The following is a 23,740-nucleotide window of genomic DNA, read 5'->3' on the forward strand; positions in this document are numbered from 1 at the left end:
CATCATTTTCAGTGTAATTTTTCGTTTCTACTATTGAGGCTGATTTATGCTATAATTGCAGAAGAATATTTTTGGGCAGTTGGAGGATTTACGATGGCTAAGCTTACACCAATGATGGAACAATATATGAAAATAAAAGCAGAATATAAAGATGCACTCCTTTTTTACAGATTGGGTGATTTTTATGAAATGTTTTATGAAGATGCAATTGATGCTGCTAGGGAGTTAGAAATTACCCTTACAAAAAGAGGTGGGGGAAAGAGTGAAGCAGAAATTCCGATGTGTGGAATCCCGCACCATTCTGCTGAAAATTACATAAAAACATTAATTGAAAAAGGATATAAAGTTGCGATTTGCGAACAAGTAGAGGATCCGAAAACAGCAAAAGGAGTAGTAAAAAGGGAAGTTGTTCAGCTGATTACACCGGGAACAGTAATGGAAAGCAATATGCTAAAAGAAGGAGAAAACAACTATATAGCAAGTCTCTCCCATTTTAAGGATGGTTCCTATGTAGTTGCTTATAATGATCTATCTACGGGGGAGAATAACCTTGCATTAATTACCGGTGGGTGGGATTCGGTTCTTCATGAACTGTTTAATCAGCCGATTCGAGAGATTGTTATTTCTTCCAATTTACCGGAAGAAATGCAGCTGCAACTGAAAGAAAGATTGAATATTACACTGTCATATCAAAATGAAGTAGCGTTCAGTGCGGAATATCGTAATCTAAGTGAGAACTTAAATGATGAACGTTTAATGAAAGCATTTAGTCGTCTATTGAATTATATTCAAGATACACAAAAGAGATCCCTCGACCATCTGCAGCCTGCAGAAGTTATTAGGTTAAAGGATCATCTCTCACTTGATATGTATTCCAAACGAAATTTAGAATTGACAGAAACGATTATGAAAAAGGGAAAACACGGTAGTCTGCTTTGGGTACTAGATAAAACTGCTACTGCAATGGGATCACGAATGCTCAAAAAATGGTTAGAACGACCATTGCTTGATCAGAATCAAATTGAAGCGCGTCTCGAAGCGGTTGAAGGATTTTATCGTGGTTTTATGGAGCGCGATACATTGCGTGAGGTTTTGAAATCCGTTTATGACCTCGAACGTTTAGCTGGAAGAATCGCATTCGGTAATGTGAACGCTAGAGACCTAATTCAGTTAAAAGTATCGCTGCAAAAGATTCCGGAATTGAAGAATACATTAGAGCAGTTTCAGGTAAAGGAACTTAGCAAACTTGCCGAACAACTTGTCTATCCTGAATATCTTGTTACATTATTAGATGATAGTCTTGTAGAAAACCCACCAATATCGATTAAAGAAGGATCGATTATTAAGAATGGCTATAATGAAACATTGGATACCTATCGGGATGCTTCTAAGAATGGGAAAACCTGGATTGCAGAACTTGAGAAAAAAGAAAGAGAAGAAACCAACATTAAATCCTTAAAAGTGGGCTATAATCGGGTATTCGGCTATTATATCGAAGTGACAAAAGCTAATATTCACCTTTTGCCTGAAGGTAGATATGAGCGAAAACAAACATTAACAAATGCAGAACGTTATATTACTCCTGAGCTGAAAGAAAAAGAAGTTCTCATCCTAGAAGCAGAAGAAAAAAGTGTTGATTTAGAATATACATTGTTTATCGAAATCAGAGAGAAAATAAAAACGCATATTCCTGAACTTCAGCAACTTGCAGAGGTTGTAAGTAAAATTGATGTATTACAAGGATTTGCAACAGTTAGTGAGGAAAATAATTACCAGCGTCCAACATTTGAAGGTACCAAATTAATGATTAAAAATGGTCGCCATCCGGTTGTAGAGCAAGTTATGAAAGAGGGCTTATTTGTACCGAATGATATTACATTGGATGAGGACAAGCGTATCTTGTTAATTACTGGTCCGAATATGTCAGGCAAGAGTACATATATGCGGCAACTAGCATTAACAGCTATTATGGGACAGATTGGTTGTTTTGTCCCTTGTGAAGAGGCTGAATTAATTATTTTTGATCAAATATTTACTCGTATAGGAGCAGCAGATGATTTGGTTTCAGGACAAAGTACATTCATGGTTGAGATGCTGGAAGCGAAGCATGCAATTGCAAATGCAACCGATCGAAGTTTGATTCTCTTGGATGAAATCGGACGAGGAACAAGCACATACGATGGAATGGCCTTAGCACAAGCTATTGTTGAATATATTCATAATAATATTCATGCTAAGACATTATTTTCTACCCATTATCATGAGCTGACGGCACTGGAGAATTCATTGTCAAATCTTAAAAATATCCATGTTCGTGCAGAAGAAAATGAAGGAACAGTTGTGTTTTTACACCAAATTAAAGAAGGTGCAGCAGATCAAAGCTATGGCATTCATGTTGCAAAGCTTGCTGAGCTGCCGGATGCTTTAATTGAACGAGCTACCGTCATTTTAGAGGAATTAGAAAGTGATGATAAACCAACACCGAGGACAGAAAAAATAGAAGATGGTCAATTAAGTTTCTTCGTTGAGGAAAAGCTTCCTGCAAAAAAAGAAAAGCAGTCTGCTAAGCAGCATATTGTTGTAACGGAATTAAAAGATTTAAATCTATTTGAACTGACACCATTGGAAGCAATGAATGAATTGTACAGATTACAGAAAATGGTGAAGCAATAAAATATGTGTTCAAAAGGAGCATAAAAAGGAACGAGATTGGCTAGTAGGTTAGAGGCGGCGAAGTTTTTGCGTGCGATACGGACTTGCACAGGATGTGATGTTCTCCACGTTCCTTTTTACCGGACTTATGAACTGTTTCAAAAAAGAAAGGATTTTTTGCATGCCTATTATACAAATGTCAGAGAGTCTCGCAAACAAAATAGCAGCAGGAGAAGTTGTTGAACGACCGGCTTCTGTCGTAAAAGAGCTCGTGGAAAATAGCATCGATGCAAACAGTACTTGGATTAAGGTAGATATCGTTGAAGCCGGCTTACAGCAGATTAAGATTACTGATAATGGTGACGGAATGTCCGAGCAAGATGCAACGAAAGCGTTCCTCCGGCATGCTACAAGTAAAATAAAAAACGAAACGGATTTATTCCATGTGAAAACCCTTGGATTTCGTGGAGAGGCTTTAGCTAGTATAGCTTCTGTTAGTAAACTAATTGTTAAAACCTCACAGGGTGATTCGGCAAGTACTTTTCTAGCTTTAGAAGGCGGAAAGGTATTAGAAAAAAAGAAGTCCGATGCACGTAAAGGAACGGAAATCATCGTAGAGAATCTTTTTTTTAATACGCCAGCTCGATTAAAGTATATGAAAAGTTTGCACACGGAATTAGGTCACATTACAGACCTGCTAAATCGATTAGCCCTATCCCATCCAGAAATACGCTTTGAGGCGACACATAATGGGAAAGGTTTATTCAAAACAGCTGGAACTGGTGACGTGCTTCAAGTTATTTCACAAATTTATGGAATGAATATTGCTAAAAAAATGCTCCCAATTAAGCATGAGACCCTTGATTTTTCAATTGGAGGCTATATTGCCAAGCCTGAAGTAACAAGGGCTTCACGAGCCTATATCTCTACTATTATAAATGGACGCTATATACGAAGTGTAGCATTGAACCAAGCAATTATTCGTGCTTACCATACGCTTTTGCCAATTGGGCGGTCACCCATTGTTGTGTTATCAATCAAAATGGATCCAATTCTGGTCGATGTGAACGTCCATCCAACGAAGCTTGAGGTTCGATTTAGTAAAGATAGGGAATTGTTTACAGCAATTGAAGAAACGATTAAACAAAAATTTCGAGAAATAACATTAATACCAGAAATGGAAAGAAAAGTGACACCGAAAGAGAAATCGGTCCAGCATACGATGAATTTTGATAGTCCTGTAGTGGAGAGAGAGCGTGAGAACGGAGGATTGCAGTCGAAAGAACAGCTGGTAAAATACAATCCACCAGTCAATGAGGTTCGAGAGCCTGATGCTTCTTCCGTTGAATACGAAGAAAAATATACAGCAACGAAAGATGAAGCGGATACTGAAGAGAGTTTTCCTGCCGCATCCTATATAGAGACACCAGTGGTAGAGCAACAGCCTATAGAAGTTGATCAACAGCGTGTGCCGACTATGTATCCTATTGGTCAGTTACAAGGAACTTATATCCTGGCTCAAAATGAAAATGGACTTTATATGATTGATCAGCATGCTGCGCAGGAACGAATCAAATACGAATTCTTTAAAGAGAAATTAGGTAAGCCTATGAATGAATCACAGGAATTGCTTTTACCGATGACCTTTGAATTCTCAAAACGAGAAGCAATATTTATTGAGCAATATAAAGAAAGTTTTGAGAAAGTGGGTTTGTTTTTCGAAGCTTTTGGGAATCAAACCTATGTAATTCGCTCACACCCAAATTGGTTTCCGATAGGGTTTGAGGAAGAAGTTATACGTGAGATGGTCGAGCAAATTATGAATGAAGAGAAAGTGAATGTGGAATTGATTCGTGAAGAAGCAGCAATTCTAATGTCCTGTAAACGTTCCATCAAAGCAAACCATTATTTAAAGCAGGAAGAAATGTTTCGACTCCTGGAAGACTTGCGAACGACAACCGATCCATTCACATGCCCACATGGCAGGCCAATTATTGTTCACTTTTCGACGTATGAACTGGAAAAAATGTTCAAGCGCGTTATGTAACCAACCATTGTCCGTAAAGTAAAGTTTGTAAGTTTGGTGTTTTGATTAGTTTAGAATCCACTATAGGCCCAAGGTTCTTTTGGTAACCTAGTTAAGTAGTATTTGAAAGAAACTCCGAACTAACTTCTCGGCTGTTTTCTTCAAGTATGTGCAACAATCGCCGTCCGGGATCGCTCCGGGCGGATGCTTTCCGTGGGCACGGGGCTTCAGCCTCTCCGGAAGAAACCCGCTTCCGGTGAGTCTTCAGACACGCGCTGTTCCCACTGGAGTCACCGCCCTGCGCTCACCCGGACTGGTAGCACATCGATATCGTGTTTATTAATTCCACAAGGAATAATTGGTGAGCATATACTAGCGAAGTATATTTCCGGAGCGGGCAGACGCACAATCCATTTAAATACACTAATCCACAGTTTATATATTATAAGAATCATTCGGATTACAGTTGGAACTTCTTAATCTGTACGGGAGTTAAATTCGATATGTATAAATTGTTCACACCATGCCAAAGCTAACACTATGCATTATTGCAAATACATTTTAGGTGTGTGTAAAGTGGAAAATCAAAAGCTAGTTAATTTCTTAAATCAATTACTGTCAAACTACTTTATTATGTATGTAAAATTACACCGCTACCATTGGTTTGTTCAAGGTAGACATTTCTTTCAGTTACATGAAAAGATGGAGGAATTATATACACGATTTGCGACAGATATTGATGAAATCGCAGAACGGGTTTTAATGATTGATGGAAAGCCACTTGCTACTATGAGCAAATATTTAAAAGAAGCAACATTGGATGAAGCTAACGCAGATGATAAAGAGGAAGAGATCATCCAACAATTAATTCACGATTTCGCTCAAATCATATCGGAAATGAAACAGACAGGCATTCCGCTTGCTGGGGAATTAAATGATGAACCAACATCAGATTTGTTAATAACATTACAAGGCCAGCTAGAGAAAGATGTCTGGATGTTAAAGGCTTATATAGCTTATGAATAAAAACGTAATTTAGGGGAATACTATGAAAAAAAATGTAGTCGCAATTATGGGACCGACCGCTGTTGGCAAAACAAAATTAAGCATTGAGCTTGCAAAACGATTTAATGGTGAAATTATCAGCGGAGACTCCATGCAAGTATACAAAGGACTAGATATTGGTACAGCAAAAATTAAGCAGGCGGAAATGCAAGGTATTCCGCATCATATGCTTGATATAAGAGAGCCAGATAAGGACTTCTCTGCTGCTGATTTTAAGGAGCTGGTACAGCAATACATTGCTGAAATTACAGCACGAGGAAAGTTGCCGATTATTGTTGGTGGGAGTGGATTGTATATACAGGCCGCCCTTTATGATTATAATTTTTCAGATCGTAAAAGGGACCCTCTACTTACTAAAGAGATGGAGGAAATAGTTAAGTTAGAAGGAATTATGCCGTTATATCAGCGGCTAGAGCAAATTGATCCAGAGCAAGCTAAGAAAATTCATCCAAATAACCACCGACGGGTTATTCGTGCATTGGAAATCTATGAAACAACTGGAATGACAATGAGTGAATACGAAAAAAACCAAGTGATGGAATCACCTTATAACCCGATATTGCTTGGATTAGAAATGCCAAGAGCGCTATTATATGAGCGAATCAACGATCGAGTAGATCAAATGATTGAGAAAGGTTTAAAAACAGAAGTAAAAAAAGTGTATGATGAAGGATATGCCAGCTGTCAATCGATGAAAGCGATCGGTTATAAGGAATGGATCAGCTACTTTAAAGGTGAACAAAGTTTAGAGGGAACGGTTGAATTGCTGAAACGAAATTCAAGAAGATATGCAAAAAGACAATATACATGGTTCAAAAACAAAATGGATGTTACATGGTATTCTGTAACTCCTTCCACAATTGATGAAGATTTTACATTAATTTTCGAGGAATTAGCAGGAATTTTGAAAAAATGATAGAATTAATACATACAGATAGAAAAGAGGAGGAAGTTTGATGGCGCAATCAGTCAATATTCAGGATCAATACTTAAACCAATTGAGAAAGAATCATATTTCAGTTACTGTGATTTTAACAAATGGCTTTCAATTGAGGGGTATTGTTAAAGCATTTGACAATTTTACAGTTTTAGTAGAAACGGATGGTAAACAGCAGCTTATTTTTAAACATGCTATCTCAACCTTTGCTCCAGTTAAAAATGTAACTTTGGATAAAGAATAGCTATTGTAACGGACGCTAATTGAAGCGTCCGTTTTCCTGCTTTTAGAGGTGGAAATATTTAGAGACACACCTCATGTAATCAATTGATGGGGTTGTACTGGTACATAAATGATATAAATGGCGACATATTAAGAAGCGTAACTGTTCGATTGGATTGCGATTAAAATGACTTTAGTGGTTACATGACTTCATTTTTTATAAAATCATGTTGCATTTGAAATACCATATGCTGGGCTATTGTCACGCATATCTTCCTGTTTGCGTATAATGGGATGGAATAAGGGGTGATTTCATAGTGACACAGATGCAAGGATATAAAAACGGAAAGATTAATATAATTTTACAGGAACGAAAAGATACTATACCAAACGCAAAACCACTATCAATCGAAAACAGTCCGTTCAACAAGGTTGATGCTGCTTTTTCTTCATTTGTTGGAATGAATAATTTGAAGCAGACGATAAAGGAAATTTATGCAACAATCTTAATGAATGAAAAACGGAAAGAAATGGGATTAAAAAGCTCGAAGCAAGTATTGCATATGCTTTTTAAAGGTAACCCTGGCACAGGTAAAACGACGGTAGCTAGAAAACTGGCTAAAATGTATTATGATATGAATATTCTTTCCAAAGGGCATTTTATAGAGGCTGAAAGAGCTGATCTTGTAGGGGAATATATTGGTCAAACAGCGCAAAAAACGCGAGCAATTATTCAGAAAGCGATGGGTGGCATACTATTTATTGATGAAGCATATTCCTTAGCGCGTGGTGGAGAAAAGGATTTCGGTAAAGAAGCGATTGACACCTTAGTAAAGCATATGGAGGATAATCATGATGACTTTGTCCTTATTTTGGCTGGCTATCCGTATGAGATGGACCGCTTTTTAACATTTAATCCTGGTTTGGAGTCCAGATTTCCTTTTATCCTTGAGTTTGCAAACTATGAGGTAAATCAATTGATGGAGATCGCGAAGCAGATGGCATCGCTTCGGGAATATAACCTAACAAAAGAAGCAGAAAGGGAGCTGCGAAATCATCTATATAAAAAGCTCTATGAGAAAAACAGAAATTTTTCCAATGCAAGGTATGTACGAAATGTGATTGAGCGTGCAATTCGATTACATGCAGTGCGTGTTTTAGAGCAAGCGACTTATACAACGAAAGATTTGATTCAACTTACTGGAAATGACCTACAATTAGACCCTGATTAACGTTCTTTGTTATGATGGAAATACAAAAGCAAGACATAAAAGAAAGAGGTTACAAATGTCTAAAGAAAAAATACTAATTATCGCAGTAAAACAAAAGACACAAAGTGATGAACTTTTTTCTTCCTCATTAGAAGAATTGATCTCATTAAGCAAAACTGCAGGTGGAACGGTAGAAAAGGTTATGACTCAAAATAGAAATCGTATCCACCCTGCTACATATATTGGTGAGGGAAAAGTGCACGAAATGATTGCGTTTATGGAAGAAGTGGAAATCGATCTCGTCCTGTCGAATGATGAGCTTTCGGCAGGACAATTAAGAAACTTGACAGACCTTCTTGGAGTAAGGATTATTGATCGCAGTCAGCTTATCCTTGATATATTTGCAATGCGTGCGAGAACGAAGGAAGGGAAACTGCAGGTTGAGCTCGCTCAGCTAGAATATATGCTGCCGAGGTTACATGGTCAAGGAGTGGCAATGTCAAGACTTGGGGGCGGAATCGGGACAAGAGGTCCAGGGGAAACAAAACTGGAAACGGACCGAAGACATATAAATAAGCGTATCGATGATATTAAGAGCAGATTAAAGCAAGTTGTTAACCAAAGAACACAGTACCGTAAAAGAAGAAAAAATAATGCTACTTTCCAAATAGCGATTGTAGGCTATACCAACGCAGGAAAATCAACATTATTTAACCGATTAACGATGAGTGACTCACTTGAGGAAGATCTCTTATTTGCAACATTAGATCCATTAACGAGAAAGGTTCGTTTGCCTTCAGGGTTTGAACTGCTTATGACAGATACAGTTGGATTCCTTCAGGAGCTTCCAACAGCATTAATTGCTTCCTTCAGGTCAACATTAGAAGAAGTCGTTGAGTCAGATTTTTTATTACATGTAGTAGACGCATCCCATCCGGACCAAGTGCAGCAGCAGGATACTGTAAATCGTTTGCTTGAAGAGCTTGAGGCAAATCATTTACCGATGCTGACACTGTATAATAAAAGAGATATGGTGGAAGGGGACTTTATACCAGAGAATCATCCATACCTGTTAGTAAGTGCATACGATAAAAAGGACAATGAGTTGGTTTTGCAAAAGGTGGAAGACATGCTTAAAGAACAGTGGCAACCTTATTCGGTTGAATTAAATCCCGATCAAGGCAATTTAATCAATAAACTTACGAAAGAGACAATTATTACTTATAAACAGTTTGATGAAGATAAAAATAAATATTTGATTGAAGGGTCTATAAGAAAAGACCATGCATTGAATCATTTCTTATTATAGAAAATGAATTAAATGTAGTCGACATTTCTTTTTACAAATGAACAGCTAGAAGAGGAGAAACAAAAACAGATGATAGAAAATTGGATAACACAAGCAGAAGAAAATTGCGGAGAGCGATTTAAAGAAATTAATACGATTGTAGAAATGAATCAAAAGAAAGTACTCGATGCTTTTATAAAAAATCGGATTAGCGATAGTCATTTTAATTCGACGACTGGTTATGGATATGATGATTTAGGGCGAGAGGGGATAGAAGCTGTTTATGCGGATGTCTTTGGCGGAGAAGATGCACTCGTTCGTCCGCAAATCGTCTCCGGGACACATGCGATTTCCACAGCTTTATTCGGGTTGTTGCGACCGAATGATGAATTAATCTATATAACTGGAAAACCTTATGATACGTTGGAAGAAGTAATCGGTAAACGAGGAAATAATGCGGGCTCCTTAATGGATTTTCATATTAATTATAATGAAGTTTCACTGACGGCGGATGGTTCAATTGATTATAGAAAGGTAAAACATGCAATCAATGAGAAAACAAAGGTTATTGGTATCCAGCGTTCGAAAGGATATGATGAAAGACCATCTTTTACAATTGACCAAATTGGTGAAATGGTTCGTTTTGTAAAGGAAATCAATCAAGACATTATTGTTTTTGTTGATAATTGCTATGGTGAATTTGTGGAAGATAAGGAACCACTTCAGGTTGGGGCAGACATTATGGCTGGTTCTTTAATTAAAAATCCAGGTGGTGGAATTGTACGAGCCGGTGGATATATTGTTGGGAGAGCGGATTTAATACACCAATGCGGGAATCGTTTAACAGCTCCAGGACTTGGTAAAGAGACCGGTGCTACGATGAACATGCTTCAAGAAATGTATCAAGGGTTCTTCCTTGCACCACATATTGTTGGGGAAGCGTTAAAGGGAGCAGTGTTAACCGCGCGTTTTCTGGAGTTAGTCGGGTTTCAAACATCACCAGATTATAAGGAGAAACGAACAGACTTAATTCAATCGGTAACCTTTAAAGAAGCGGATCAAATGATAGCTTTTTGTCAGGCCATCCAGCAATATTCTCCAGTAAATTCCTTTGTTACACCGTACCCTAGCGAAATGCCGGGATATGAGGATGAGGTCATTATGGCCGCTGGTACATTTATTCAAGGTGCAAGCATTGAACTATCAGCAGATGGCCCAATAAGAGAGCCCTTTACAGCATTTGTTCAAGGAGGATTAACCTATTCTCATGTGAAAATCGCTTTAAAAGAATCCGTAAAAGTATTATTGGATAAAGGTTTTTTACCGGTTAAAAAGGGAATAGAATGACTATAAAAAGTTTCTATGAAAAACGATGTTAGAATTCCTGACATATAATTGACAGGATACCTTACATAATTTATAATGTTGTTATAAAAGCTTAGGGGGTTATCTTTTGAATGATCAAGATCGTCGTTCGATGCCCTTGTTCTCAATTGGTATAGTTATGAAACTAACTGAACTAACAGCGAGACAAATCAGATATTATGAAGAAAATGAATTAATCACACCGGAACGAACCTCTGGCAATCAACGTTTGTTTTCCTTCAATGATGTTGACAAACTTTTAGAAATTAAGGACCTTTTAGATAAAGGCTTGAATCTAGCCGGGATAAAGCTTTTGCTTAAGGGGGAAGTAATCGTTGAGGAGAAGGTTGAGCAGAAATCGGATATATCTGATAAAGAACTTCGAAAAATTTTAAAACATGAGTTAAGTGAAGCTGGTAGACTGGGAAGAACAAGCTTGCGACAAGGCGAACTTTCAAGATTTTTTCGCAGTTAGGTAAGCTTAAAATTTCCTAACTGTACAGTTGTTCTCAAGAGGTTTGCACAAGTGTTGGGTTTTCTTAGAATTTGATGAATTAGTTTCTAAGAATAGCCTTTACGAATACCAAGCATCTAATGAAAAAGGTGTTAAGTATGTGAGGGAAGCAATGATATTTAACGACGTTTTTCAGGAGCTTCCCGCAGCATATTTATAATATATTTTTAGGAGGAGAAGCAAGTATGGGAGAGAGATTTACAAAGGAATCAATCAAGAAGCAAATTAAAGAGGAAAACGTTAAGTTTATCCGTTTGCAATTTACGGATATGCTTGGAACTATCAAAAACGTCGAAATCCCGCTAAGTCAACTAGATAAAGCTTTGGATAATAAAATGATGTTTGATGGTTCATCGATTGAAGGCTTTGTTCGTATTGAAGAATCGGATATGCAATTACATCCAGACTTGGATACGTTTGTAGTGTTCCCATGGACTTCAGAAAAAGGAAAGGTAGCTCGTTTTATTTGTGATATTTATAATCCTGATGGAACACCGTTTTCTGGATGTCCGAGATACAACTTGAAGCGTAACCTAAAGAAAATGGAAGAGTTAGGATTCACTGCATTTAATATTGGGACTGAACCTGAATTCTTTTTGTTCAAACTGGATGAAAATGGTGAGCCAACACTTGAATTAAATGATCATGGTGGATATTTTGACTTAGCACCAACAGATTTAGGGGAAAATTGCCGTCGGGATATCGTTTTGGAGTTGGAAGAAATGGGCTTTGAGATTGAAGCTTCTCACCATGAGGTAGCTCCAGGGCAACATGAAATTGACTTTAAATACTCTGATGCGATCAAGCATGCAGATGATATTCAAACTTTTAAATTAGTTGTTAAAACAATTGCAAGAAAGCATAATCTGCATGCAACTTTTATGCCAAAACCATTATTCGGAGTAAATGGCTCTGGAATGCATGTGAATATGTCATTGTTTTCCGGTAAAGAGAATGCCTTTTTTGATAAAAGTGGTGATATGGAATTAAGTAAAACTGCATTTCAATTCCTTGCTGGAATATTAGAACATGCAACGCATTTTACAGCTGTTACAAATCCAACAGTAAATTCCTATAAGCGATTAGTTCCTGGATACGAAGCACCTTGTTATGTTGCTTGGTCTGGATCAAACCGTAGTCCATTAATTCGAATTCCAACATCTAGAGGGTTAAGCACTCGTATTGAGGTTCGCAGTGTAGATCCAGCCGCAAACCCATATCTGGCACTTTCTGTATTGTTAGCTGCTGGCTTAGATGGAGTGGAAAATAAAATGGAGCCGCCAGTTTCGATTGATCGTAACATCTATGTAATGGATAAAGCAGAACGCGAAGCAAATGGTATTAAAGATTTACCTGCTACGTTAATGGATGCACTAACTGAACTTAAGAAAGATGAAGTACTTGTTGAAGCACTAGGTGAGCATTTATTTGAACACTTTATTGAAGCGAAGGAAATTGAATGGGATATGTTCAGAACAACTGTTCACCCATGGGAGAGAGAGCAGTATCTAACAAATTATTAAGCGTGTTTATTTGGTGAGTGCGGTTAAATATTTAGTGAAGTTCAATGCTTGATATTTGGCATGTACCCACGAAATAATCACCAAATTATCGGAGTGATGTATTGTAACTCCTTTTAATAAACTTCATATAACGATTAGTTCCAAATACCGTTCATACATAAGTGTGAACGGTATTTATATTGTTTATAAAACGTCTGATAACGAATAGAAAAAAGCCCAACACTTTTTGTGATAGGGCTATTGAATACGTATATATTGGAATATTATTCCGGCCGTGCCGATAGATTAATGAATATTTCGGTACAATCCGATTACTTTTCCTAAAATCGTGACATTTTGATAAATTAACGGCTCCATCGTCGCGTTTTCTGGTTGTAGGCGAATATGTCCTTTTTCTTTAAAAAATCGCTTTACTGTTGCTTCATTATCATCGGTCATTGCAACAACAATATCACTATTATCTGCAGTGTTTTGTTGCTTAACAATAACCATATCTCCATCAAGAATTCCGGCCTCTATCATACTTTCTCCATCAATTTCCAGAATAAATAAATTATCATCAGGACTTGCGGTTGTACTAGGAAGCGGAATAAATTCCTCGATGTTCTCAACGGCAGTAATTGGAATACCTGCAGTAACCTTACCGATCACTGGAGCATAGCGAACTTCTTCTTTAGGTATATGACTATCTTCTGATAGATCCATAATTTCGATTGCTCTTGGTTTTGTAGGATCCCGGCGAATATATCCTTTCGATTCAATTCTCTCAAGATGCCCATGAACGGTAGAACTAGAAGCAAGACCAACAGCGGCTGCTATTTCACGTACGGACGGTGGATATCCTTTTTTTCTAACTTCATCTTTTATAAACTCAAGAATCATTTGTTGTCTTTTTGAAAGTTTTGTCATCTCTTTTTCACCTCTCACATAGGATTTATTAATGATAGTTTACCATTTTACGTATACTTAAGCAAACATTCGTTCTAAAAAAAAGTTGACAAGACCATATGTTCGGTAGTATACTTTTGTTAATCGAACAGTCGTTCTTAAAAAGGGGGCTATAATCATGTTTGAAAAAATTTCAAAAACGGATGCTTTTTATTTAGTAGCTTTTGCGTTAACATTAGGGTTCTTATACTTTTCTATCATTATTAGTGGGTAAAATATTTTACGAAGGGGCACGACGTTTTGAATGCACTGATATACTGCCGTGTTAGTACAGATAAAAAAACGCAAGAAACTTCATTAGCTCGGCAGAAGCAAGAATTATTCAATCTTGCAGCAAAATATAATTTTACGGTTATTGATTGTATTGAGGAGCAAGAGAGTGGCTATCAAATTGAACGAGAAGGTATCTTTCAAATGCTCGATTATTTTTCTGCAAACAAAGCTAATTGTTTATTGATTCAGGATGAGACAAGACTAGGTAGGGGGAATACGAAAATTGCCCTATTTCATCAGTTGAATAAAATGCAGATTCCTATCTACACAGTGATGCAAGATGGAGAGTTGGAATTAACTGAATCAGATTCGATGGTTTTGCAGATTGTAGGAATTGTTGAGGAATACCAACGAAAAATTCACAACATGAAAATAAAACGTGGGGTGAAAAAGGCTATTCGAGAAGGTTATAATCCAAGTAAAAACCTCTCCAATATTAACCACGCACCAGGAAGAGATCGTATTTCATTTCCGATTGAGGAAGTTGTCCGCCTGCGTCAAAACAACCTTACCTTTGATGAAATTACAAAAACATTAAATGGATTGGGGTATAATGTTTCGAAGGCAACTGTTCATCGGAGGTATAAAGAATTTCGAAATACTTGAATATCGCTAGCGTGTAGAGTACGATGTAAAGACAGGAATTAGATTATTATTCTTGTCTTTTATTTTGCAAATAAGAAGGAATGCATACTACTTTGCAGTTTGGTAAGACATTCGCCTGAAATCTTGACGAATGCCAAGTTTTCTAATGTTATTTTAAATAGTGGGAGGTCCGTTCTATGCTATCAAAAGAAAAACTAGAACGTATTAATATATTGGCGAAGAAAGCTAAAGAAGAAGGTTTATCCGATAAGGAAAAAAAAGAACAAAAGCAATTAAGAGAAGAATATTTGAATAATGTACGGAGTTCTTTTAAAAACCAATTTAAAACAATGACAGTAATTGACCCTGCTGGAAATGATGTTACACCACAAAAAGTTCGAGATTTACAAAAAAGGAATAAAATGCATTAATCATAATGCTTGCTTGCATAAAGGACAGTTAGATCTACTATATAAGTGGTCAGCTGTTCTTTGTTTGTGTTATCTCCAATAGTTTTAATTTACGAAAGATTTCATTGTTAGCTTCTATTTTGTTTGGACAGCAAACAAAATAGAAGGAATTACTTGTTACAAAACCGGTTTCATTATAGAATGAAGAAGAATACTCCATTAATTTAGAAACGAGAGGTGCAAGAAACTATGTCACATGAGATTGAACAGTTATCAGTAAATACGATTCGTACATTGTCGATTGATGCGATCGAACATGCAAATTCAGGTCACCCGGGTTTACCAATGGGAGCTGCGCCAATGGCATATACGCTTTGGACGGACTTTATGAATCATAATCCAAAGAATTCAAAATGGTTTAACCGAGATAGGTTCGTACTTTCTGCTGGACATGGATCCATGCTTTTATACAGCTTGCTTCATTTATCTGGTTATAATCTTACAATTGATGATTTGAAAAATTTCCGTCAATGGGACTCTAAAACACCTGGTCATCCTGAAGTGAATCATACAGATGGTGTAGAAGCGACAACTGGACCACTTGGCCAAGGGATTGCAATGTCTGTTGGTATGGCAATGGCTGAAGCACATTTAGCTGCTAAGTTTAATAAAGAAGATTTATCCGTTGTTGACCATTATACGTATGCACTTGTTAGTGATGGCGATTTAATGGAAGGTATTTCACACGAAGCAGCATCGCTTGCTGGACATTTAGGTTTAGGTAAATTAATTGCGTTATATGATTCAAATGATATTTCACTTGATGGTGACCTAAACCGTTCCTTCTCTGAAAATACAGAGCAGCGTTTTAAAGCGTATGGATGGCAAGTAATTCGTGTAGAAGATGGAAACGATTTAAATGCAATTCGTAGTGCGATTAAAGAGGCACAAAGCAATACAACACAGCCAACATTAATCGAGGTAAAAACGATTATCGGCTATGGCTCACCGAATAAATCTGCTTCTGCATCTTCACATGGTGCGCCTTTAGGTACAGATGAAGTAGTATTAACAAAAGAATATTATAAATGGACACATGATGATTTCCATGTTCCGGATGAAGTATATGTAGATTTTAATGAAAAAATTGTACAAGATGGTGCAGAAAAAGAATCACAATGGAATGAATTGTTTACTGCGTATAAAGAGAAATATCCAGAAGCAGCCGGCGAGCTTGAGCTTGCAATAAACGGAGAACTTCCTGCTGGATGGGAAAAAGAACTTCCAGTATTCCAGCCAGGAGAAGATACATTGGCAACAAGAGCATCCTCTGGGAAAGTTCTGAATGCAATTGCAAAATCAGTACCTAATTTCTTCGGTGGGAGTGCTGACTTAGCAGGATCGAATAAAACAACAATGAATGATGATGAAGATTTCACTCGAGAAAATTATGCGGGAAGAAATATTTGGTTTGGTGTTCGTGAACATGCAATGGGCGCTGCGTTGAATGGTATGGCGTTACACGGTGGTTTAAATGTGTATGCAGGTACATTCTTCGTTTTCAGTGATTATCTACGTCCAGCCGTCCGTTTATCTTCTATTATGAATACGCCGGTTACGTACGTATTTACACATGATTCAATTGCTGTTGGTGAAGATGGACCAACGCATGAACCTGTAGAGCATCTAGCTGCGTTGCGTGCAATTCCGGGATTATCATTGATTCGTCCTGCTGATGCTAATGAAACACAAGCAGCATGGAGACTAGCAGTAGAATCAAAAGATCAGCCAACTGCACTTGTGTTAACAAGACAAGACTTGCCAACACTGGAAGGTACAAAAGAAAACGCCTACGAAGGTGTTAAGAAAGGTGCTTACGTAATTAGTAAGTCTAAGAAAGAAACTCCTGATGCACTGTTACTTGCAACAGGATCTGAAGTTCAATTAGCGGTAGCTGCACAGAAAGAATTACTAGAAAAAGATATTGATGTAAGCGTCGTAAGTATGCCTTCATGGGATCGTTTCCAAGAGCAAGACGTGGCATACCGTAATGAAGTATTGCCACCACATGTGAAAGCACGTGTCGGTATTGAAATGGCTTCATCATTCGGCTGGGACCGTTATGTTGGCAATGAGGGAGCAATCATCGGAATTGATCGATTCGGAGCTTCTGCAAAAGGAGAAAAAGTAATCACTGAGTATGGCTTTACAGTTGAAAATGTTATCAAGCATGTTAAGGACGTTTTAAAATAAAGCTTAAAATAAAGATGGTTCCATTTTGGAGCCATCTTTATTTTTATGCAAAATTGGATTGTTCGAAGAAAGCCTTTATAGTAAAATTTTGTTCATAAAAAAGGTGAAATAACAGAAAAAAATATACTTTCCCGGTTTGTTTTGTCAATTCGACAAAATTAGTTGGTATTTGCATGGTAATATGACATTCTTTTCTGCACAGCTTCTCTATAATAGATAATAGAGTTAAAAGGGGAGGAGAGTAGAGATGATGGAGTATGCTATTTATTGGATCAAAGAGGATGTCGCAAGATCTTATTTTCATAAAAGTGATATACTACACCGATTTCTTAAAGAATATGAGGCTAATCCAACTAGAAAAGATTTGAGAGACCAATACATATATATTACCCATCATATTTCTTTACAGGCCATTGCAGCACAGTTAAATAGTCAAGCTCTTAACCAGATGTCAATTCAAACAGATGGTCACATGCTGTACCTAACTAAAAATGATATTATGATTCGCCTTCATGCAGAAAATGGGCGTTTGCATTTTCAGTGCAACGAATTACAAGATGCTGCGATGCTGTTATTTCCTATGTTACGCAATTGCTATCCCTTTGTATTTGTCCAAGGAAAAAAAGCCCCCAATTATGGTTGGGTTTCTCCAATCACACAGAAAAACAGTGTTAGAATGAGGCAAATATTGTATTCTCACCGTTAATTTAATATACTTTTAAAAAGCTTTGTGCTGTAGTGTTTAGGGGCTAACCTAAATCAATTAGCCCCAGCTAGTCTATTAATGAATGTACTGACTGCTTTATCTTCTTGCTCTTAGTAGAATGAGAATAAATATCATATCAATAGTGTTTCTCAAACGAACAGCTATGGTTCTAGGTGGAACACCATTGTCAATTAATATCACTGCGTGTGGGGACCTTTTAATTGACAACACTTTATAAGCCATATCATCAAATTAAAATATCTCTTTGAATCTTATATTTTTGATTTACTTTGCTTACTAGTTCTTTCTCAATCAATTTGTCAAGTCCTTTCTGAACTTGCCAATAAACAACTTCATTGCATGTCATTTCTTCTATTGATGCTGAATTAGGAAATGCACGAATGAGATAAATAAGTATGCTTACTTCAATCAGATTTAAATAATACTCTTTTGCTATTTTAAGGTAATCCATTAGGGTGCTCCCTTATCTATGTAATTATATGGTTATTTCTATCAGGTTAAAGGAGGGCATGGAAATGTAGATGTTTATGTACTCCTATTTACCTTAGTTGCTTATTTAAATAGTTTTTTAATCATTTTGTTAGCAGATTCACTCTTTATCCTCTTGGTTATTTCTTGTTTTAGTTTGTCTTTCTTTTGTGTATCCATATCCTTCCATGCCTTAGCACCTTTTTTAGCAATAGATTTAAAGTCCATTTTATTCTCACCTCAATAGCATTATATCAGTAAATTGTGGCAAAATAATAGAATGATTGTTAAAGAATAATCTCTTACATTTTCCAACTTCTATCATTCCGTTTATAAGGAACAGCTTTATCTCCAATTAAATAGCGCTCCATAACCTTCCTCGTTATATCCTTTAATTGCACCGACGTATACCCAACGGTTTCATTTTTATAATTTAGTCGAGGTAGAGAACACTCGCGACTGCAGTTGAGGCATGGCTTCAGTTATGTTGATCAACCGACATCTATTGCAATTAAATTGGGTTAATTACTTTTATATCTGTATTTTTACCAACACATGTGTGCTAAGATAATGTATCTACTCGAAGGATTTAAAGATGAAGAACTGAATATACAATATGATGAGAAAGGTATTAACAAAGACATAATCAGGAAGGAAAAGAAATGTTTCTAAAAACTAACGAAGCATACGAAGCTGAAATTGTATGTAGATTATTAAGAGAGAGATTCAAATCCTTTTTCTTAATAACATCTACCCACGCATATTTTATAGTATTAAACAGATTCGTTTAGAAGCATTGATATGTATCTAAAGAAAAACTTGAATTAAGTGAAAAACGTTGAATGACCAGGTTTTCGATAAATTTGTTACAATCTTTTCGTAATCGATTGTATTCTCATCGTTAATTTAATATACTGTATTAGAGACAACACGAAGGAGGAAGAAACTAGAGATGAGCACAATTTGGGTCGTACTAATTGCTATAGCAGCGTTAATTGCTGGTGTTGCTCTTGGATTTTTTATTGCAAGAAAATATATGATGAGCTATTTGAAAAAGAATCCACCTATTAATGAGCAGATGCTTCGGACATTAATGATGCAAATGGGTCAAAAACCGTCGCAAAAGAAAATTAATCAAATGATGCGTGCAATGAATAATCAAGGTGAAAAGTAAAAGCACTCGTATCAAGGGTTTGACAGTAGTTAGTTAACCCTTTTACATAGGAAAAACTTTATTTGGTTAAATTGTCACAGCACTTTAGAAATAATTAGGTTAATTTTTCTCAAAAACCACTTACCTGTTGAAAAATGAAGCAGAAGGAGTGGTTTTTTTATGTTCTTGATCATTTTATAGCCCGCTAAGTATGTGTGGTGATATGTCATGCTAATAGAAAATGTTTTAAACGAGTATGAATAATATTGCTGATATAATTTTGTAGAGATATTTTCCTGTAATCGTACGTGTTAATCAAAGTGTACGGTATTTGTCAAAATCAATTGCTTTCCTTTATAACATTTTCTGTTAGAATAGAAAATGGAAATGATAGGGGGATTGTAATGTCAGAAATAAATATTTTCCTCGCATTTGGAGCGGGTTTTCTATCTTTTATTTCACCATGTGTGTTACCGCTTTATCCAGTTTTCTTATCTTATATTACTGGTATGAGTGTTAGTGAAATAAATGATGAAAATAAAAAACTCAATAAGAAAGCACTTATACATACGTTTTGTTTTTTGATTGGATTTTCAAGTATATTTATCATGATTGGATTTTCTACCACATTTATTGCAGAGTTTCTTTCGTTATACCAAGACCTTATTAGACAAATTGGAGCAATTGTAATCATTTTCTTTGGTCTTGTACTTGTAGGTATATTAAACTTTGAATTTCTGATGAAGGATAGAAAAATTCATTTTAAAAATCGTCCAGCAGGATTTTTTGGATCTATTATTATTGGAATGGCTTTCTCGCTTGGTTGGACACCATGTGTTGGTCCGATTTTGCTCATCGTTTTGTCGTTAGCAGCAACGAATCCAGAAGTGGGTATGGTTATGATGATCAGTTACATTCTAGGATTCTCTATTCCATTTATATTGCTATCCCTGTTTATCGGCAAATTAAAGTGGATTAAGAAGCACAGCAGCCGACTCGTTACTATTGGTGGTTGGGTTATGGTATTAATGGGAATTGCACTCTTTTTTGATTGGATGACTAAACTGACAGGATTTTTAGCGGGATGGTTTGGTTTTTCCGGATTTTAATGGATTTATACAGCCGCATATATTACTATAGTATTGAAAAACAAAAAAATGAAGTTCGTTTAATAGCCGTTGTGAATTGGCTTCTTTACAGGTGGGTTATTAAACTGTGAACTAAAGTGAATCAATGAATCTGGAATAGATTCATTTTTATGAAAGAGTGATTGACATGTTTTGGTTGGTTGCGAGTACAATTGTAGCAGCAGGTATGGCTATCGGAATGATATTTGTACGGTTAAATGCAGCGAAGAAGCCAGCTTCCGTAAAGAAAATTATCTTGCCGCCATTATTTATGAGTACTGGTGCATTGATGTTTATTTTCCCAGTATTCCATATTGCTTGGATTCAAGTATTGGAAGCGTTCTTTGTTGGTATGATTTTTTCCATATTACTTATAAAATCTTCAAAATTCGAAGTTCGGGATCAAGATATTTTTCTTGTACCTTCTCGGGCATTTCCATTTATCTTATTTGGACTTTTAATTGTAAGGATCGTTATTAAATTAATTCTCGGAAGTACGATTTCTTTTGGAGAAACAAGCGGAATGTTCTTTATTCTTGCATTTGGTATGATCGTAACATGGAGAGTATCGATGCTCTATCAATTCTTGCAACTTAAGAAAAGTGCGCTACCCAATGGGTAAGCGCATTTTTTTTAGGAAGCTATGAAATTTGAATCCCGTGGATAACTTAGATACCGGAGAAACTGCTTCCACGAAGAGCTAAAACCGTTGCAAGACTTTCTTCGCCTCATGATAATCTAAAGAATACTTGCCGAATGGCTGTCTAAGACATGTGGTTTAGTCGCATTTCTATCCTTGTTGTGAAATCGGGCCAGGCATCGACACTAGGCGAAGATTGGCTTACCAAAAACAGGTTAAAACCTAATGTCGGGAACCCCTGGAAGGGACATGTTTCCGATGAACTTGGCTTTTCGCCCATAATGGTGAAAAGCCAAGTTCATCTTATACTCCAGAGTGATTCTGCTACGTAAGAATGTTCAGGAAGTCGAACCATTCCAATGAACGGAGAGGGCAGACCGTAAATCGCTAGTCGACATGAATCTATTCGATGAGGAAAGATCATTTACTTATATTTTTCTTTCCAGTCTGTTGCGTAATTATCTTGAGACGCTTCGAAAAGATGATGGTATGGAGTGATATCGATTTCTTTTTGATTTAATTTTTTAATTAGAAATTTATGATCGCGTTTTGGTGTCGCAATAATATATCCTTCGATTAAAGTAGATTGTGTAATCGAATCTTGCTCTTTTTTTAAAGAGATTTCCCCAATTTTACTTGCAATTTTGTGTCTTGCCACATCTCTAAAAAGCTCAGGAACGGGCGATACTAATTCTTCAAGTAGTTGCTTTTCTTCATCTTTCCACATATGACGTGTTTTTTCCATATAGTATTCTTCCCAGTCCATGATTGATTTTCCGTCATCCTTTGGCAAACGTTTTAAGAACTTACGGAACATGAAAAATCCACCTATTCCCATCAAACTAATTAAGAAGAACCCCCATAATACGATAATTATTGACATGCTATTCACCTAACTTTTTAATGTACGAAACGCAATAGTTATGAATATTAGCTACAATTGTAATAATTAATTTATTTTTTGTTATACTTGTAGTAAAATTACATTGATTAATCATTCAAGTGGTATCTATTTCTTTCTATTATAATGGGAGTAAAAAAGATAAACAAGTGTCATACTCTATAAGTTATCATCATAATTATATTATAAGATGTGATTTACTAGAAAGGGGAGCAGTTATGGGAGTTAATAATAATAATGGCGAGGATATATCAGCTTTTTTTAGTAGAACAAATAATACCAATAGAGTTACTGCATTACCCCTATCCGTACAAAATTGGATTGAAGAAAATAGTAGTGATGCCTTTTTAATTGTCGATGGAAACGGGAAAATTGTTTATGCCACAAAAGCAGTCGAGACCACACTGAGCTACAAGATGGAAGATCTCCTGGGAACACACTGGGATGAAAAATTTACTGATAACGATGTGTTTTATATTCGAGAACAAATAAAAACTCAGAAAAATAGTAGGAAGAATTTCGTTCTGAACGTTCTTAATAACGATAGAAACCATGTTTTATTAGATTGTATTGTTGAAGAATGGACAGATGGCGGTACGAAACCTATGCATTACCTCGTTTACTTAAAGGATATTACGCATAAAAAAGAAACGGAAGAAATGATGGTTCGCTCCGAAAAAATGACAGTTGCGGGTCAGTTAGCTGCAGGGATAGCTCATGAAATTCGAAATCCATTAACTTCTCTAAAAGGCTTTCTACAGTTGTTGCAGGCAGGGGTTGATCGTAAAGAGGAATATTTCACAATCATGATTGATGAAATTGAAAAAATCGAAACGATTACTTCAGAACTTTTATACATATCGAAGCCCTTAACAGATAATAAGCAACTTGAACCTGTTATAAACATGCTAGAAGACATTGTCACATTATTAAGACCGCAAGCATCGTTAAACAATGTTGAAATCTTAATTGAACGACCAGTAAATGCGGAAATTATCTGTGATCGCTCCCAAATTAAACAGGTTCTAATTAACTTAGTGAAGAATGCAATAGAGGCAATGGAAGAGCCAGGGAAGATTATACTTTCAACGCAACAGGGAAATGGTAAGATTATTATTTCCGTCCAAGATGAGGGCCGTGGTATTTCAACTGATATTCTTCATAAGCTTGGAGAGCCGTTTTTTACGACGAAGCAAAGCGGTACAGGGTTGGGATTGCTAATCACAAAGCAAATTCTTGAAGCTCACCATGCAAATTTGGAAATAAAACAAAATCCGACGAAAGGCAGTACGTTCCAGCTTGTATTCACGGATTCAAATGAGGAATGAATTTTAATTGATAACTTGCAATGAAAACTTCAGGTGCATCGTATAAGGTTTAGTTATCGGTTTACATAAATTATTGATATAGCCTTAATTAGAACAATTATTTGTTTTATCTGGTAGATTCCTA

The 23,740-nt window shown here is 36.4% G+C and carries 22 protein-coding genes; 18 read left to right on the forward strand and 4 right to left on the reverse strand.

Features of this window, described 5'->3' with window-relative positions:
- Positions 1-93 precede the first annotated feature (93 nt).
- The 10 genes from mutS to glnA all read left to right on the forward strand — a co-directional run bounded on the left by mutS (position 94) and on the right by glnA (position 12,803).
- Positions 94-2,673 (forward strand): DNA mismatch repair protein MutS, encoded by a 2,580-nt coding sequence (gene mutS / locus NYE61_RS01315; protein WP_303449781.1) that lies wholly within the window; start codon positions 94-96, stop codon positions 2,671-2,673.
- A 160-nt stretch (positions 2,674-2,833) separates the two neighbouring features.
- Positions 2,834-4,699, forward strand: a complete 1,866-nt coding sequence (gene mutL / locus NYE61_RS01320) for a DNA mismatch repair endonuclease MutL (RefSeq protein WP_095308779.1) — start codon at positions 2,834-2,836, stop codon at positions 4,697-4,699.
- Positions 4,700-5,254: 555 nt separating this feature from the next.
- Entirely contained in the window at positions 5,255-5,704 is a 450-nt protein-coding gene (locus tag NYE61_RS01325; protein WP_095308781.1) for a DNA starvation/stationary phase protection protein, read from the forward strand.
- Positions 5,705-5,726: 22 nt separating this feature from the next.
- A complete protein-coding gene (miaA, locus tag NYE61_RS01330) occupies positions 5,727-6,659 on the forward strand; it encodes a tRNA (adenosine(37)-N6)-dimethylallyltransferase MiaA (protein ID WP_303449777.1) in 933 nt (310 codons plus the stop codon).
- Positions 6,660-6,699: 40 nt separating this feature from the next.
- On the forward strand, positions 6,700-6,924 hold the full coding sequence (gene hfq / locus NYE61_RS01335) for an RNA chaperone Hfq (RefSeq protein WP_095308785.1): 225 nt from the start codon (positions 6,700-6,702) through the stop codon (positions 6,922-6,924).
- A 304-nt stretch (positions 6,925-7,228) separates the two neighbouring features.
- Positions 7,229-8,134, forward strand: a complete 906-nt coding sequence (gene spoVK, locus NYE61_RS01340; protein WP_095308846.1) for a stage V sporulation protein K — start codon at positions 7,229-7,231, stop codon at positions 8,132-8,134.
- A gap of 55 nt (positions 8,135-8,189) precedes the next feature.
- A complete protein-coding gene (gene hflX / locus NYE61_RS01345; RefSeq protein WP_303449774.1) occupies positions 8,190-9,422 on the forward strand; it encodes a GTPase HflX in 1,233 nt (410 codons plus the stop codon).
- 69 nt (positions 9,423-9,491) lie between these two features.
- Positions 9,492-10,748 (forward strand): methionine gamma-lyase family protein, encoded by a 1,257-nt coding sequence (locus NYE61_RS01350; protein WP_303449773.1) that lies wholly within the window; start codon positions 9,492-9,494, stop codon positions 10,746-10,748.
- Positions 10,749-10,878: 130 nt separating this feature from the next.
- Entirely contained in the window at positions 10,879-11,241 is a 363-nt protein-coding gene (locus tag NYE61_RS01355) for a MerR family transcriptional regulator (protein ID WP_118889011.1), read from the forward strand.
- Positions 11,242-11,465: 224 nt separating this feature from the next.
- Positions 11,466-12,803 (forward strand): type I glutamate--ammonia ligase, encoded by a 1,338-nt coding sequence (glnA, locus tag NYE61_RS01360; protein WP_118888897.1) that lies wholly within the window; start codon positions 11,466-11,468, stop codon positions 12,801-12,803.
- Positions 12,804-13,088: 285 nt separating this feature from the next.
- Here the strand turns inward: glnA and lexA are convergent, their stop codons facing one another.
- Entirely contained in the window at positions 13,089-13,712 is a 624-nt protein-coding gene (gene lexA / locus NYE61_RS01365; protein ID WP_095308795.1) for a transcriptional repressor LexA, read from the reverse strand.
- Positions 13,713-13,991: 279 nt separating this feature from the next.
- Here lexA and NYE61_RS01370 point away from each other — a divergent pair, with 279 nt between their 5' ends.
- The 4 genes from NYE61_RS01370 to sirA all read left to right on the forward strand — a co-directional run bounded on the left by NYE61_RS01370 (position 13,992) and on the right by sirA (position 17,978).
- The gene (locus tag NYE61_RS01370) at positions 13,992-14,630 is read left to right on the forward strand and encodes a recombinase family protein (RefSeq protein WP_095308797.1); all 639 of its coding nucleotides are present in this window, start codon (positions 13,992-13,994) and stop codon (positions 14,628-14,630) included.
- Positions 14,631-14,806: 176 nt separating this feature from the next.
- Entirely contained in the window at positions 14,807-15,040 is a 234-nt protein-coding gene (locus NYE61_RS01375) for a DUF896 domain-containing protein (RefSeq protein ID WP_095308800.1), read from the forward strand.
- 228 nt (positions 15,041-15,268) lie between these two features.
- Positions 15,269-17,272 (forward strand): transketolase, encoded by a 2,004-nt coding sequence (tkt, locus tag NYE61_RS01380; protein ID WP_303449807.1) that lies wholly within the window; start codon positions 15,269-15,271, stop codon positions 17,270-17,272.
- Positions 17,273-17,519: 247 nt separating this feature from the next.
- Positions 17,520-17,978 carry a sporulation inhibitor of replication protein SirA gene (sirA, locus tag NYE61_RS01385; RefSeq protein WP_118890415.1) on the forward strand — a complete coding sequence of 153 codons (459 nt, stop codon included), beginning with the start codon at positions 17,520-17,522 and terminating at the stop codon, positions 17,976-17,978.
- Between the two features lie 247 nt (positions 17,979-18,225).
- Here the strand turns inward: sirA and NYE61_RS01390 are convergent, their stop codons facing one another.
- Entirely contained in the window at positions 18,226-18,450 is a 225-nt protein-coding gene (locus tag NYE61_RS01390; protein ID WP_095308806.1) for a hypothetical protein, read from the reverse strand.
- Positions 18,451-18,551: 101 nt separating this feature from the next.
- Complete coding sequence (locus NYE61_RS01395; protein ID WP_158586315.1) at positions 18,552-18,695, reverse strand: hypothetical protein; 144 nt, start codon at positions 18,693-18,695, stop codon at positions 18,552-18,554.
- 724 nt (positions 18,696-19,419) lie between these two features.
- On the opposite strand from NYE61_RS01395, the gene NYE61_RS01400 reads away from it, so the two are divergent.
- From NYE61_RS01400 to NYE61_RS01410, 3 genes are all read left to right on the forward strand, one after another.
- Complete coding sequence (locus NYE61_RS01400) at positions 19,420-19,641, forward strand: YneF family protein (RefSeq protein WP_095308808.1); 222 nt, start codon at positions 19,420-19,422, stop codon at positions 19,639-19,641.
- Between the two features lie 383 nt (positions 19,642-20,024).
- Positions 20,025-20,729 (forward strand): cytochrome c biogenesis protein CcdA, encoded by a 705-nt coding sequence (locus NYE61_RS01405; RefSeq protein WP_251658864.1) that lies wholly within the window; start codon positions 20,025-20,027, stop codon positions 20,727-20,729.
- 166 nt (positions 20,730-20,895) lie between these two features.
- On the forward strand, positions 20,896-21,369 hold the full coding sequence (locus NYE61_RS01410) for a cytochrome c biogenesis protein CcdC (RefSeq protein WP_095308812.1): 474 nt from the start codon (positions 20,896-20,898) through the stop codon (positions 21,367-21,369).
- 442 nt (positions 21,370-21,811) lie between these two features.
- Here NYE61_RS01410 and NYE61_RS01415 read toward each other — a convergent pair whose 3' ends face one another.
- The gene (locus NYE61_RS01415; protein WP_095308814.1) at positions 21,812-22,270 is read right to left on the reverse strand and encodes a DUF2621 family protein; all 459 of its coding nucleotides are present in this window, start codon (positions 22,268-22,270) and stop codon (positions 21,812-21,814) included.
- 236 nt (positions 22,271-22,506) lie between these two features.
- On the opposite strand from NYE61_RS01415, the gene NYE61_RS01420 reads away from it, so the two are divergent.
- Positions 22,507-23,616: an ATP-binding protein gene (locus NYE61_RS01420; RefSeq protein WP_303449765.1), complete on the forward strand. Its 1,110-nt coding sequence runs from the start codon at positions 22,507-22,509 to the stop codon at positions 23,614-23,616.
- Positions 23,617-23,740 lie beyond the last annotated feature (124 nt).

It is taken from the genome of Oceanobacillus sp. FSL W7-1304, from assembly GCF_037969805.1.
GTDB classification, from domain to species: domain Bacteria; phylum Bacillota; class Bacilli; order Bacillales; family Amphibacillaceae; genus Oceanobacillus; species Oceanobacillus profundus.

Excerpts from the sequence above, each read along its gene's own strand:
- NYE61_RS01375 (WP_095308800.1), top strand. The coding sequence starts at position 14,807 with ATGCTATCAAAAGAAAAACTAGAACGTATTAATATATTGGCGAAGAAA.
- miaA (WP_303449777.1), top strand. The coding sequence starts at position 5,727 with ATGAAAAAAAATGTAGTCGCAATTATGGGACCGACCGCTGTTGGCAAA.
- tkt (WP_303449807.1), top strand. The coding sequence starts at position 15,269 with ATGTCACATGAGATTGAACAGTTATCAGTAAATACGATTCGTACATTG.
- hfq (WP_095308785.1), top strand. The coding sequence starts at position 6,700 with ATGGCGCAATCAGTCAATATTCAGGATCAATACTTAAACCAATTGAGA.
- hflX (WP_303449774.1), top strand. The coding sequence starts at position 8,190 with ATGTCTAAAGAAAAAATACTAATTATCGCAGTAAAACAAAAGACACAA.
- NYE61_RS01405 (WP_251658864.1), top strand. The coding sequence starts at position 20,025 with ATGTCAGAAATAAATATTTTCCTCGCATTTGGAGCGGGTTTTCTATCT.
- sirA (WP_118890415.1), top strand. The coding sequence starts at position 17,520 with ATGATGGAGTATGCTATTTATTGGATCAAAGAGGATGTCGCAAGATCT.
- NYE61_RS01410 (WP_095308812.1), top strand. The coding sequence starts at position 20,896 with ATGTTTTGGTTGGTTGCGAGTACAATTGTAGCAGCAGGTATGGCTATC.
- spoVK (WP_095308846.1), top strand. The coding sequence starts at position 7,229 with ATGCAAGGATATAAAAACGGAAAGATTAATATAATTTTACAGGAACGA.
- NYE61_RS01400 (WP_095308808.1), top strand. The coding sequence starts at position 19,420 with ATGAGCACAATTTGGGTCGTACTAATTGCTATAGCAGCGTTAATTGCT.
- NYE61_RS01355 (WP_118889011.1), top strand. The coding sequence starts at position 10,879 with ATGCCCTTGTTCTCAATTGGTATAGTTATGAAACTAACTGAACTAACA.
- mutS (WP_303449781.1), top strand. The coding sequence starts at position 94 with ATGGCTAAGCTTACACCAATGATGGAACAATATATGAAAATAAAAGCA.
- NYE61_RS01395 (WP_158586315.1), bottom strand. The coding sequence starts at position 18,695 with ATGGACTTTAAATCTATTGCTAAAAAAGGTGCTAAGGCATGGAAGGAT.
- glnA (WP_118888897.1), top strand. The coding sequence starts at position 11,466 with ATGGGAGAGAGATTTACAAAGGAATCAATCAAGAAGCAAATTAAAGAG.
- NYE61_RS01415 (WP_095308814.1), bottom strand. The coding sequence starts at position 22,270 with ATGTCAATAATTATCGTATTATGGGGGTTCTTCTTAATTAGTTTGATG.
- NYE61_RS01350 (WP_303449773.1), top strand. The coding sequence starts at position 9,492 with ATGATAGAAAATTGGATAACACAAGCAGAAGAAAATTGCGGAGAGCGA.
- NYE61_RS01420 (WP_303449765.1), top strand. The coding sequence starts at position 22,507 with ATGGGAGTTAATAATAATAATGGCGAGGATATATCAGCTTTTTTTAGT.
- NYE61_RS01390 (WP_095308806.1), bottom strand. The coding sequence starts at position 18,450 with ATGGATTACCTTAAAATAGCAAAAGAGTATTATTTAAATCTGATTGAA.
- lexA (WP_095308795.1), bottom strand. The coding sequence starts at position 13,712 with ATGACAAAACTTTCAAAAAGACAACAAATGATTCTTGAGTTTATAAAA.
- mutL (WP_095308779.1), top strand. The coding sequence starts at position 2,834 with ATGCCTATTATACAAATGTCAGAGAGTCTCGCAAACAAAATAGCAGCA.